The following is a 13,141-nucleotide window of genomic DNA, read 5'->3' on the forward strand; positions in this document are numbered from 1 at the left end:
CACGGTAAGCCAGGATAACCATAACGACCGGGTACTAACAGCCAGTATGGTAATTAATAAAGCATCACAAAGTATCACATTTGAGGAAATTGAAGCACGTTATCAACTAACAGATGAAGATTTTCAGTTGAGTGCAATATCAACCTCTAGTCTACCTATAAAATATTCTTATACCTATAAGACAGAAAATCCGGCAGCTACTGTTGGGGTCAATGGGTTTGTGAAAATTCTAAGAGGTGGGCAAATCGTCATCACGGCTTCGCAGCCAGGTAACGAAAATTACGAAGCTGCCGATCCTGTGAAAAGGACCCTGAAGGTATTTGGTAGTGAGGCTGGCTTAAAAACCGCGGTTATTAATGGAACTTTTTACTCCAATCCTTCTGAGGATATTTATTACTTAATTGGCTGCGGGAATTCTGATGATAAGGTGCAAATTCAACTTGAACAGATTCAAGGCTCAACAATGGATCGGGACAAGATCTTCACCATCAATGCACCAGTACCTGGAATTTACAGAGAAACGGTGGTAGTGACTTCGGGAGATGGACTTTTAAGCAAGCAATATAATATTATGGTGGAGAAGAACTTCAATTTTGAGGACATTGTAGTTCAAAAATTTAATAATGTATTACTGGTTAATAATAACCCGAGCACCAATGGTGGTTACAAATTTGTAGATTATCGTTGGTATAAAAATGGACTTGAAATTGGTAGTGGCCAATATTATTCTGCAGGGGAAAATGCGTTGGATCTATTGGATGCGAAGAGCTCATATCATGTAGAGATGGAAACCGAAAATGGGGATGTCTTAAAAACCTGTACGTTTTCGATCCAGTTAAAGGAAACTTTAAATGTATCCTTGGCTCCAAACCCGGTAAATTCTGGAGGTACGATGGAGTTTGTTGCCGATTTTCCAGATAAAGAGCTCGAATCAATGCAGCTTTCAATATATAATTTGAACGGCATGCTAATCAAGGAAATTAAACCAAATAGCAAGAGAACCAATATAAATCTGCCCTATAACCTTCAAATGGGGGTGTATATATTGAAGGTTAGGTCTATGAACATTAATAGAACACTCAAATTTATTATAAAGTAGGAGGTGTCCGTGTTTCTCTATAATTACGTTGATGATAAATATAACTATGAAAACTAATACTTTTAAAATAGCCATAAAGAATATAATTATAATGCCTGTAATAGTACTTGTGCTAGGTGGTATAAGTGGGCAGGTTTTGGCACAATCCAATAATGAAGTCTCATTTAACCTTCATGGTTCTTTTTCCAAATTAGGATATGAAGCGCTTGAACAGAAAAGTAAATTGGAAAACGGCTTTGGAATAGGAAGTATGTATGCCTACTATTTTTCTGAAAATTGGAGTCTAGGAACGGGTGCTGAATTACAATATATGAAAGGAGCTTTTTCTAGGTCCAAAATTCAAGGGGCTTATATGAGTCAGGATTCCGAAGGTGAGGAGTTCGAATTTCGGTATCGAGCTGATAGTTTTTCTGAAAGCCAAGAAGTATATTTCTTGAACATTCCCTTCCGGATTCAATATGAATCTCTGGGTAAGACTCGGTTCTATGCGGTTGCTGGTGTTAAGACAGGTTTTGTTTTAGCTTCGGATTATCAAAGCTTGTCCACTTCCTTAAAAACCAGTGGCTATTATGAGCAATATGATGCTGAATTGACCGAGCCTAAATTTTCCGGATTTGGCGAATTTGGTCGTGTGAAAAATTCTAATTCAAATCTAGCCTTGAAGACCAACGTTTTAGCACATCTAGAGAGCGGGGCAAAACTAATCTTGGAAAATAAACGATCCCTTTATTTGGGGCTGTTTTTGGACTATGGGCTAAAGGATATAAAGCCTGGTCTTTCAAAGGAAAGGATTGTTGAGTATAATAATCAAAATCCGACGGCTTATTCATTTGGAAGTTTAATTACTGCTAGGAGGGATGTACTCCCGGGCCAATATGTAGAGGAGGTACGGACCCTAGCTTTTGGATTGAAAGTTCAGTATGGATTTCAATTCTAAAAATCAGGATCCTGAAATGGAGAACCCCGTATATACTCAATTTACGGGGTTTTATTTGTTATTTACCTAAGGCTAAAGGCTCTGAAATATTTTGTGTTTCCGCCGAAATGGATCAAGTTCAAAAGTTGTGTGTAAATTGAAATAGGAGTTCGATATTTGCAGTAAAACAATCAGCATTGGAATTATCTATCGACCTACTAAGTCCATGGCAAAAGAAACTGTAACCTATTTTGTGTTTTTGCTCTTAGAAAATTACTATTAGGTATCTTGAAAAAACTAAATAGTAATTTGTCGAGATAAAAGACTACGGATATTTATCCGGATATCCTGGTGTTTGAATATATTGATATTGGATGCCCATTGAAGGGATCTTAAGATTTGGTTGATTTTGTTTTTCACTCAATTTCCCTGATACAATGCTTATTTTTGTCAGGATTGTGTACAATATAGGTCAAACATGGAAAAACTTATAGGGGTCATACAACGAGTTACCTATCACAACAGGGAAAACGGCTGGACTGTCTTGCGGGTTAGCCCTATTGGCAAACCCCATGAACTGAAAACAGTAACAGTGCATCAGGCAAATGTATTTGCCGGGGCCACCATGGAGTTTGAGGGAGAATGGGTGCAACACGCCAAGTATGGGGAACAATTTAAATCGCATAGCACCTTTGAGCGAAAACCTTCCAGTGCATCGGCCTTGGAAAAATATATTGGTTCTGGTCTAATCTATGGAGTGGGACCTAAAATTGCCAAACGGATCGTAAAGCATTTCGGAAAAGATACCCTGGATGTTTTTGAAAGTGATATTGAACGTTTGAAGGAAGTTCCCGGAATAGCGCAAACAAAGCTGGCACAAATAGAATCCTCTTGGACGGAACATAGAGAGATCCGCAATGTAATGCTGTTTCTGCAGGAATATGGTGTAAGTACCTTATTTGCGGTCAAGATTTTTAAAACCTATGGGAATGATGCCATCAAAATCGTGGAAAATAATCCTTACCAATTATCAAAGGATATTTATGGTATTGGTTTCTTTTCTGCCGATAAAATAGCATTGAGTATGGGGATTGCAAAGAACAGCCCCAAACGAATGCAAGCAGCAGTGAGCCATGTACTTTCCGCTGCAAGGGAACAAGGCCATTGCTACCTAGAGTTGGAGAATATTCAAAAAGAGGTCAAAACCCTCTTAAAGGAGGATTTTTCCGATTTGTGCCAGGAGGTAGTACGCCAAATGGAAAAGAATAACGATTTAAAAGTTCGGTTAAAGCAAGAAGGAGAACTAGCGGTGAAGTGCTATTACTCCAAGTCCTTGTATTTTGATGAGTTGCACACTGCAAAAATTGTGAAGTCTTTTCTTAAGAATGAGGTGGCCATCGATACAGAAAGAGTTAAAAATTGGTTGAAGCGCTTTAATAAACTTCAAGAGTTTCCCTTGAGCGAAGAACAGTTTGATGCCGTTTACGGAATTTGCCAACATCCCTTTTCAATTTTAACTGGCGGACCGGGATGTGGAAAAACGACCACTACCAAAGCTTTGGTGAAATTACTGTTGGCGATGAAGAAAAGAGTGACCCTTGCAGCACCTACAGGTAGAGCAGCGCAGCGAATGAGTGAAGTAATAGGGGAGGAAGCACAAACCATACATCGATTACTGGTCTGGCAACCACACACAGGACAATTCAAGAAAAACGAGGAAGATCAACTGGATACGGATTTTGTCATTATTGACGAGAGCTCTATGCTCGATATTTCCATAATGGCATCCCTTTTAAAAGCAACCCCTCTTTCAGCACAGCTACTGCTTATTGGCGACCCCAATCAATTACCCTCGGTAGGAGCCGGTAATGTGTTGAAAGATTTGATAGAAAGTGAAGAAGTGCCGGTTTTTAATCTAAAAAAGGTGTTCAGACAGGCTAGCGAAAGCCAAATAATAAAATTTGCCCACGGAATAATTCAGCGTAAAATTCCCCGCATAGAATCGCCCATCCATATGCCGGATATCTGGAATAAAAAAGTGGATTGTCTTTTTATAGATTCGGAAGAAGCGACCAAGGAGCAAACGCTTTTCATTAAGAAAATAAGAAAGTCAATGCGGTATGTGATAGATAATGAAGGTTTAGCTTTTCTACGGGAGCAGGGAGATGAGGAATCGGATGATAGGTATAAAACCATCACCCAGGAGAAGGATATTTACATTAATCCTACCAGTAAAGAGGAAATAGAAAGTTTAAAAAACACTGGAGTGCGCTCGTATATTTTTAATATTCCTAATAAATTCTTGCACACCAATATTGAATCGCTATTGCGGTCGGAATCCAATGCGGAAGCCTTAAAAGGGATTGTGAAAAAGATTCATCCTTGGTCCAGTATTAATTATGGATTTACCGCCTCGGAAATGGTGGTAAGGCTCTATACAAAAACAATAAAAGAGCGCTTGGGAGAGCATACGGAGGTGCAGATACTGACTCCCATGACGGTTGGAAGTATGGGAGCGCGTAATCTGAATCAATTGGTACAGGCAACCGCTAATCCAGAAAAAGAAGGAATTGCAAGTTTAAAAGTTGGCGACCGTACATTCCGTGCCGGAGATAGGGTGATTCAGCGAAGAAATAACTACGACCTCGAAGTTTTTAATGGCGATATTGGGTACATAACGGCAATTGATAGCCTATCCAATGCTTTAGAGATCACCTATAAAACAGGTGAAAATATACGGCAGGTACACTACGAAAAACAAGATGTGTTAGACTTGGATTTGGCCTATGCCATTACCATCCATAAATCACAGGGTAGTGAGTTCGACGCGGTAATTATTCCAGTGGTGTTGCAGCATTTTAATATGCTTTATCAAAACCTTATCTATACCGCACTTACAAGGGCCAAAAGAATGGCCATATTTGTGGGGACGCGAAAAGCATTGGGTATAGCTGTCAGAAATATTGATAATCGTACCAGAAAAACGATGCTGAAGACCATTGTCCAAAATGATATTTAGACTGCAATTTTACCCATAGACGTTTCATGGATATAAAAGTGAGGGGAGAACAGCTATTTTCAATTAACATTTAACTGCCATATATTTCCCTTATTTCGCTCTTAACATCTACTTTCAACAGGTTGGTGTATTGGCAAGAAAATATCTATGAAAAGAACTTGTTGGCAAATCCAGTGCTTCATCCAAGATGAGAAATCGGTCCAGGAAAGACATTTTTACCGATAGGGTAAAAGGTGATGAATTTCGCCTATTGGATCTCGAGAATTCAACAATCTGTAAAACGGATCGTATTGATCCTCAAAAGATCATCTTTCTGTTTTAACAATAAAACGGTTATTCTATATTTGTTAAGTAACAAATTGGATCTGGAATGGATGATTTTTTAAACAAAATACCCAGTGTTATATTTGGCCGTGGCCAAGAATACTTCGAAGATGGCCATGTATTAAAATTACAGGAGAAAAGTAAGGGTGCCTGGTCGGCAAAGGTTTTAGGCAACTACGGAAACTACAAGGTAAAAATCGAGGCTGATGGTGAAGGTGGCGTCCGTAGTTACTATTGTGATTGCCCTTACGACGGGGTCATTTGTAAACATGTCGCCGCAGTAGCCATTGCAATAATGGACGAACAAACCGTTACCCAAATAACGCAGCAACAACCAAATCCACAAAATTGGGAATACTTACTAGAAACTACTAGTGCTGAGGATCTAAGGAGCTTTGTGCGTGACTATGGAAGTCAAAATGAAGCGTTCAGACGGCACTTCGTTTCAACCTTTTCAAAGCCGGAAGCTATAGACCATCGGGAAACTATTGGGTACTACCAATACCAGGTTAATGGGATTTTTGAGGATTATGAATATGGGGGGTATATTGATTATCGCCATAGTTACAAAGCCATGCGTGATGTTGATCATTATCTTATCCTAGCCGAGGATTATTATGGGAAGGGAAATTTTAGCGAAGCCTTTTCCATTGTAGCTGCCATCGCCATGGAAGGTGTCAAAGCCATTCAATACATGGACGATTCCTCGGGGCAATGCGGTAGTGCCATAGCGGAATCTTTTGAAATGATTGGAAACATCCTGAACACAAATGAATCAAATGCCTTACAGAACATTATTTTTGAATGGCTACATAAACAAGTACAGAACTCCGATTATAATGATTACGGTGTAGGAGATCATTTAGAAACGCTATTTTTTGAAACTGCCATCGTATTGAACCACCGGAATAAGGCCCATAAATTTCTGGACCTTAAAATCAAGGAACTGGCCGATTCGGAAGGTTGGAGTAAAAAGTATTACTTACAAGAATATTTATTGAAAAGGATTGACCTTTTGCAATCCGAAGGAAAAACCGAGGAAGCTGATACTATAATTGACGCGTATTTGAATTATAGTAAATTCCGCCAAATTCGGGTGGATAATGCCCTCGCCGATAATGATTATAATCAGGCTAAAGGGTTAATCCTTGAGGGAATTCAAATTGCAGGTCAAGAAAATGAGGCGGGTACAATTCATGATTGGAAAGTGCAATTGCTTGAAGTGTATAAGCAGTTGGGAGATGATACCCAATATCGTAATCTTGCCAGAGAACTGTTTGTAGAGAACACTTCAGAGATTGCGTATTACAGGTGTTTTAAGCAAACCATTCCCCTTGGCGACTGGGAATTTGAACGAAATCGCTTGATTACTGAGTTGAAAAAACGCCAACAGCGATATTATCAGGGAATACCACCGAACGATTTGGCCCAGATTTTCATAGAGGAAGGAATGACCTTAGAACTGCTCCAGCTTGTCGGGGGATCAAACAATATTTACATGATCATGGAATTCACCCATCTACTGGACCCTGAATATTCGGAAGAATTATTGGGCTTTTATAAATCAGCCATCGAAATTGAAGCTACTAATACCGGTAGAAATGAATATAAAGCCTTGGTACGCTATTTAAAAAAGATGGCAGGTGTGAAGGGTGGGCTTTTAGCTGCTCAAGAATTAAAGGAATCCTTACTTCAACAATACAAGAACAGACCCGCTATGAGAGAAGAATTTCAGAGACTACAATGGGTTTAGCGAATTGTGTCTTCTTATTTGAAGTAACCACGATAAAATCTGACAGTTAAGAATTATATTCAAAAAATTAAAATCAACTTGGCCAGTTACACTTATCACTTGAGCATGGCAATTATAAATACATTAGAATCCAACACTAATTTAAGCCCCACAATTAACAACAATACTGCGAATGCTTTTTTCAATGTTGCTGCAGGTAATTTATGTGCAAGTTTTGCACCGATAGGTGCGGCGAAAAAGCTAGCTAAACTCACACATATAAAAGCATACATATGTACAAAACCTAAGACACCATTAGGCAATGCCTCTTTTACACTAGTATCAACCAATTGGCCAAAGACAAGAAATCCAATAGCGCCAGCAGCAGCGATAGGTAAGCCACAGGCAGCCGATGTACCCACTGCATGCTGAATTTTTAATCCATAATAACTCAATATCGGAACGGTTAATGTACCTCCGCCAATACCAAAAATAGCAGAAACAATACCGATAAAACCTCCCAAACTAGTTTGCCCAACAGGCGATGGTAGTTTGCTAAAGTTGTTTTCTTCCAATGCTTTGTTTTTCATAAATAACATTTTTAATCCTACCAAAAAGGCACCTACACCAATTGTTGCCTGAAGTGAGTTACCATGAATAACAGATGCAACTCCGGCACCAATCAATGAACCCATTACCAATCCCGGTGCCATACGTTTCCATACACTCATCTTTACTATTGTGTGCACGAAGTGAACTAATGGACGTAATAATAATAGTTGCAAGAGATGTACCAATACCAACATGGGTAAGCGCAGCTTCTGGAATGCCTTGTGCTTTAAAAATGTAAATTAATGCTGGTACAATTATCATACCGCCACCAATACCAAACAAGCCTGCAAGTAAGCCAGCTAAAGTACCTGCAGCGAGATAGTAGAGAATATATATGTCCATACGTAAATTAAATAATTGATAGATTTATTCGTTTGCAGTGCTCCATTTGATGAAAAAAAACCATTAAACTAAGAAGCGTCAAATATGGAAACCATTTTTGAATTAATAGATTTGCTAAAGTCCAAGTTCTTTGCGTATAATTTCTGCTCCTGCGCTTAAAGAACTTAACTTACCGCTTGCTATTTTTCGGGATAACGGAGCCATACCGCAGTTTGTACTAGGGTAAAGATTTTCGACATCTACAAATTCTAGCGCTTTACGTAGCGTAATAGCTACTTCTTCAGGTGTTTCAATTCTGTTGGTTGCCACATCAATGGCACCTACCATTACTTTTTTACCACGAACTAGTTCAATCAAATTAAAAGGAACACAGGAGTTATGACATTCTAATGACACTATATCTAAATTAGAATTTTGAATTTTAGGGAAAATTTCTTCGTATTGACGCCATTCAGAACCCAATGTCTTTTTCCAATCATTATTAGCTTTTATTCCATAGCCATAGCAAATATGTATTGCCGTTTCGCAGTGTAAACCTTCAATGGCCCTTTCTAAGGTTGCCATTCCCCAATCGTTTACTTCCTCAAAGAAAACATTAAATGCTGGTTCATCAAACTGGATAATATCAATCCCTGCATCTTGAAGTTCTCTTGCTTCTTCATTGAGTATTTTAGCAAATTCCCACGCCAACTTTTCTCGGCTTTTGTAATGGTCATCGTACAACGTATCTACCATTGTCATCGGTCCTGGCAATGCCCATTTTATAGGCTTGTCTGTCTGTTTACGTAAAAATTTAGCATCCTCAACAAAAACTGCTTTTTGGCGTGCAACCTCATCCACAACAACTGGAACACTCGCATCATATCGGTCACGGATTTTTACAGTTTTACGATTCTTAAAATCCACACCACTTAAATGCTCAATAAAAGTAGTTACAAAATGTTGACGTGTTTGCTCACCGTCACTTATTATATCAACCCCAGCCAATTGTTGTTCGTGCAAAGAAACGCGCAATGCATCTTGCTTTCCTTCAAGTAACTGATTGCCTTCTAATTTCCAAGGTGACCAAAGTTTTTCTGGAGGTGCAAGCCAAGCAGGTTTGGGTAAACTTCCAACGGTGGAGGTGGGTAATAACTTCTTCATAATAGAATTATTTTAATGTGTTGTATTTATTAAAGAGTGAAATTAGCAGACCACTGTTCTAGGGCACTTTTGTACGGCTTAATGAAATGCTTTTCTGTAAATTTACCTTGCTCAATTCCTAACTGGGCGCGCTCTTCCCGGTTGTATATAATTTTGGTTGTTGAATAGTCTCGGTTTTTTAAACTAGGCTGATAGCGCGCTCCTGCTACAGAATTGGCATTGTAAATTTCAGGCCTATAAATCTTTTGGAAGGTTTCCATGGTACTAATGGTACTTATCAATTCGAGGTTGGAATAGTCAGCTAGTAAATCGCCAAAGAAATAAAACGCAAAAGGTGCAACGCTATTTGATGGCATAAAATAACGAACCTGTAAACCCATTTTTTTGAAGTATTGTACTGTTAAAGAAGATTTGTCCGATCGGTATTCAAAACCTAATATAGGATGATGGTTTCCTGTACGGTGATACGTTCTATTTTCTGATACGCTCAAACAAATAACAGGTGGTTTCATAAAGTGTTTTTTGTAACTCTCTGATTTTACAAAACACTTAAATAAATTACCGTGTAATTCCCCAAAACCTTCCGGAATACTAAAGTGGTCCTTGTCCTTATTATGCTCTAAAAGCTGGACGCTAAAATCATAATCGCGCACATAAGAAGAAAAGTTATTACCTACAATACCTTCAATGTGTTTGCCTGTTTTATGATCTATAATATGCGTTTTTAAAATCTCAATTAACGGAAATGTTCTACCGCTACTATCAAGATCTAAATCAACAGAGACAATTTCTAATTCAACCGAATAGCGATTGTTATTAGGATTATCCCAGTTAGCCAAGCTGTTAAAACGATTGTTAATCATATTAATCGCATTACGCAAATTTTCCTGACGACTTTCGCCTCTTGCCAGGTTGGCAAAGTTGGTTGTTGTACGTGTACTGTTGGACGGTATATAGTTCTCATCGAAATTTATACTCTTTAGTGTGAATGTTAAATCATCCTGAGTGTTCTCTAAACCGTTCTTTTCGTTTATTCTTGAATCTTCTAATATGATCGCTTTCATCTTAACCAGATATTATTTCCTACAAATCTTATAATAAAAGATGAATTAATTACGATTATGATTTAAATAAGATATATTACTTTTTAGTGTTTGTTTATTAGGTAAAACATCTTTTATTTGTTTTGATTTAATGCATGAAAAGAAAATTTAACTATGTCCGATTTAGACCAAATTGATTTAAAGTTATTAGAATTGCTTCAAGAAAGTGGGAAATTAACCACAAAAGAAATTGCGCAACAGGTTAATCTATCACCCACTCCTGTGTATGAAAGAATCAAACGTTTGGAAAGGGAGGGAGTAATCAAACAATATGTGGCAGTGGTGGAAGCCGAAAAAGTTGGAAAAGGACTTATCGTCTTTTGTGATATTGCTTTAAAAGAGCATACTAAAGAAATAGGTCATCAATTTGTGGAGGAGATTATGGTTTCCAAGTATGTTTGTGAGTGCTATAATATTTCGGGGGATTATGATTTTAGATTGAAGGTGATGGTTAGGGATATGAAACATTATCAAGATTTTGTACTCAATGAGTTAGGTTCCATTAAAAATATTGGGAGTGCTCAAAGTACATTTGTAATGGGAGTTATAAAACATAATTATGCTGTGCCGATTTAAATTGTAATACCCCGTAAATGAAGGCTACTTATTTTTTTGGTTAGCATCAATAACAATCCATCTTGATCTGGTTTTTGTTTTGGAAATGGCTAAGGTCTTTATTTAAATGTTCATTACATAGTTCTTGTAATTCTTGTAGGATTGCTTTCTGCATGGCAATAGACCCGCAGATCATAATGCAGCCTTTCTTTTTTAACACCTCAACGAATAGTTCATGGTCGTGTTTTATCAAATGTTGAACATATAGTTTCTCCATCGGATTACGGGAATAAGCTGGGTTGAAACTGGTTAATTTGCCTTCTTCTTTTGCGTTTTCAATATAATTCCTATACAGATTAAATGAGTCAGAAGTCCTCGCTCCCCAATACAAGTGAAGCTCCCTCTTTTTAATATTTTCATTTATCATCCCTAAAAATGGGCCTATACCTGTTCCTGTAGCAATTAAAATACATTTTTTAGCCTTTTCAGGAAAATGAAAATTTTTGTTGCTGATTACCCTCGCAGAGAGTTTTTCTCCTTGTTCTAGTCGATACAAGAAATTTGAACACAGCCCTTTTTCATGTCTGCGTATACTGACAACCAAGGTGTCTTTATCTAATTTTCCAATTGAATACAAACGTTCTTGAGCTCCCTCAGTAGGGATTACAGATAGCAAATCTCCTGATTGGGATTTTGTACCGTTCAAATTTTGAAAGCTTAGTAAAAAGGTGTTGTCCTTTTTAAGTTCTTGTTTGCCAATGATCTTAAAAGTAGAGGGAGGAACGGTATTCAATTTCAATTTTGGTTTTTCAAGTTTAATACTAACCCCAATTGTTTCCGACCATTTATGACACCATTCAGTGAAAGCTTCAAATGATTGGTCATTCACGGTAAACACGTCTTGCTTTGTGGTACTATTATTCACCGTAAGTAAGGCTTTATGCGACTTGTAAGCAAAATGACAATAGTTGGGATAAGCCGTAGAACCGAAACCAACCACGCTAAAGTTAAAAGCTTGTTTTTGTTGTTTTTTTTGAATCAGTTCTATAAACTTATTTGCTGTTGCTGGCGCTTCACCTTGCCCATACGTTGCTGTTATTATAATCAGATGCTCCATCTTTTTATAGTACGAATATTCGTTCATTAGCGCTAAATGGCTTTTCAATCCATTAGCTAATAATTTATCATGCAGTTCTTTCCCATATTGAAGGGTTGTACCTCCTTCAGTCCCGACAAGAATTACATAATTACTTTCATCTTTGGAAAGTTTATTTCTAATTTTCGTTTTGGGTCGTTTAAAGTATACAATAAACCCTGTGATAGTTAGAAAGGGAATTGCCAGGCTTCCTAGGCCAAGCACAATAGACCATAGAATACTTCCTTCTCCAGTATGCAGGACAGTTGCCCAGGATGAAATAATTTGGATAGGGTGGATATTCTCTTCCGCAAGTACTTCTCCTGTCACTTGATTCAGGTACAACTCTTTGTTCTTAAGACGAATGATATAATAATCCTCAACAAATTCGGAAAATGGATATTCCAATTCGCGCAGTTCTTTTAAAGGTGTATTTTGAAAGAATGCAAACTCGGTATATTCTTTAATGGGATCTTCCTTAATAGTATCAAAATTCACCACCAATGAAGTATGGGGATCAGGTATTATATCAAATCGTAGAAGGGAAAGGTAAACCCCTGTAATGGATAAAACTAACAGTGGGATTAGTGCGAATCTGGCATAGACAACATGATGGTACTGCGAAAAGTTCTCACGGACCACTGGTGCGAAAAATTGTTTGTATCCTCCTTGTCTCTTGGCAATTAGTACTATGCCAGAAATTGAAATAAATATAAGTAACAACGAGGCGAGTCCAATTAGGAATCGGCCCGTTGATTTAAGAAAAAGAGAACGGTGTAAGTTTGTAGCGAATTGAAAAACAGCTTGCTTTTGAATGATATCCCCAATTTTCTCACCAGATGTGGGGTCAATATAAAATTTCTTTTTTTTCCCTTCATCTATAACGCTAACACTTACAAAACCGTTGCGATCCCTACTTATAGCTAGTACTTCTTTATGTTTTGCATTCAGATTTTCTAAAGTTTTGGCCAAAGAGAGTGTGTCCGCCTCAGCAATGTGAAAGGAATGCATTTTATTTGAAATAGGTTCTATCGCTAGAACAATTCCAGTCACCGAGGCTACTAAAAGGAAAGCTGAGGATATAGTTGCAAAAAGTAAATGGCTAAATCTCCAAACCGGGGACTAGACCATAAACTGTGTAAGTAGTAAATAGAGGGTAAA

8 protein-coding genes and 2 pseudogenes are annotated in these 13,141 nt (G+C 37.9%); 5 read left to right on the forward strand and 5 right to left on the reverse strand.

What is annotated here, in order from left to right; genetic code table 11:
• The 4 genes from BV214_RS15230 to BV214_RS15245 all read left to right on the forward strand — a co-directional run.
• A partial coding sequence (locus tag BV214_RS15230; RefSeq protein ID WP_140157776.1) for a T9SS type A sorting domain-containing protein occupies positions 1–1,099 on the forward strand: 1,099 nt, incomplete at its 5' end.
• A 46-nt stretch (positions 1,100–1,145) separates the two neighbouring features.
• A complete protein-coding gene (locus tag BV214_RS15235) occupies positions 1,146–2,036 on the forward strand; it encodes a hypothetical protein (protein ID WP_086478369.1) in 891 nt (296 codons plus the stop codon).
• 457 nt (positions 2,037–2,493) lie between these two features.
• Positions 2,494–5,034 carry an SF1B family DNA helicase RecD2 gene (gene recD2, locus BV214_RS15240; protein ID WP_086478370.1) on the forward strand — a complete coding sequence of 847 codons (2,541 nt, stop codon included), beginning with the start codon at positions 2,494–2,496 and terminating at the stop codon, positions 5,032–5,034.
• Positions 5,035–5,404: 370 nt separating this feature from the next.
• The gene (locus BV214_RS15245) at positions 5,405–7,111 is read left to right on the forward strand and encodes an SWIM zinc finger family protein (RefSeq protein ID WP_086478371.1); all 1,707 of its coding nucleotides are present in this window, start codon (positions 5,405–5,407) and stop codon (positions 7,109–7,111) included.
• 95 nt (positions 7,112–7,206) lie between these two features.
• On the opposite strand, the pseudogene BV214_RS15250 reads toward BV214_RS15245, so the two are convergent.
• From BV214_RS15250 to BV214_RS15260, 3 genes and pseudogenes are all read right to left on the reverse strand, one after another.
• A pseudogene (locus BV214_RS15250) lies at positions 7,207–8,044 on the reverse strand (sulfite exporter TauE/SafE family protein).
• A 114-nt stretch (positions 8,045–8,158) separates the two neighbouring features.
• The gene (locus tag BV214_RS15255; RefSeq protein WP_086478372.1) at positions 8,159–9,187 is read right to left on the reverse strand and encodes a methionine synthase; all 1,029 of its coding nucleotides are present in this window, start codon (positions 9,185–9,187) and stop codon (positions 8,159–8,161) included.
• A gap of 29 nt (positions 9,188–9,216) precedes the next feature.
• Positions 9,217–10,251, reverse strand: coding sequence for a DUF1852 domain-containing protein (locus BV214_RS15260; protein ID WP_086478373.1), 1,035 nt, complete (start codon positions 10,249–10,251; stop codon positions 9,217–9,219).
• Positions 10,252–10,404: 153 nt separating this feature from the next.
• Between BV214_RS15260 and BV214_RS15265 the strand changes: the two genes are divergently transcribed.
• Positions 10,405–10,866 carry an Lrp/AsnC family transcriptional regulator gene (locus tag BV214_RS15265; protein WP_086478374.1) on the forward strand — a complete coding sequence of 154 codons (462 nt, stop codon included), beginning with the start codon at positions 10,405–10,407 and terminating at the stop codon, positions 10,864–10,866.
• 46 nt (positions 10,867–10,912) lie between these two features.
• On the opposite strand, the gene BV214_RS17085 is transcribed toward BV214_RS15265, so the two are convergent.
• Positions 10,913–11,770 (reverse strand): ferredoxin reductase domain-containing protein, encoded by an 858-nt coding sequence (locus tag BV214_RS17085; protein ID WP_262483081.1) that lies wholly within the window; start codon positions 11,768–11,770, stop codon positions 10,913–10,915.
• A 6-nt stretch (positions 11,771–11,776) separates the two neighbouring features.
• Positions 11,777–13,069 (reverse strand): annotated as a pseudogene (locus BV214_RS17090) (PepSY domain-containing protein); the annotation flags it as partial.
• Positions 13,070–13,141 lie beyond the last annotated feature (72 nt).

The sequence above is a fragment of the Arenibacter amylolyticus genome (assembly GCF_002150785.1).
GTDB classification, from domain to species: domain Bacteria; phylum Bacteroidota; class Bacteroidia; order Flavobacteriales; family Flavobacteriaceae; genus Arenibacter; species Arenibacter amylolyticus.

Excerpts from the sequence above, each read along its gene's own strand:
- BV214_RS15235 (WP_086478369.1), top strand. The coding sequence starts at position 1,146 with ATGAAAACTAATACTTTTAAAATAGCCATAAAGAATATAATTATAATG.
- recD2 (WP_086478370.1), top strand. The coding sequence starts at position 2,494 with ATGGAAAAACTTATAGGGGTCATACAACGAGTTACCTATCACAACAGG.
- BV214_RS15245 (WP_086478371.1), top strand. The coding sequence starts at position 5,405 with ATGGATGATTTTTTAAACAAAATACCCAGTGTTATATTTGGCCGTGGC.
- BV214_RS15255 (WP_086478372.1), bottom strand. The coding sequence starts at position 9,187 with ATGAAGAAGTTATTACCCACCTCCACCGTTGGAAGTTTACCCAAACCT.
- BV214_RS15260 (WP_086478373.1), bottom strand. The coding sequence starts at position 10,251 with ATGAAAGCGATCATATTAGAAGATTCAAGAATAAACGAAAAGAACGGT.
- BV214_RS15265 (WP_086478374.1), top strand. The coding sequence starts at position 10,405 with ATGTCCGATTTAGACCAAATTGATTTAAAGTTATTAGAATTGCTTCAA.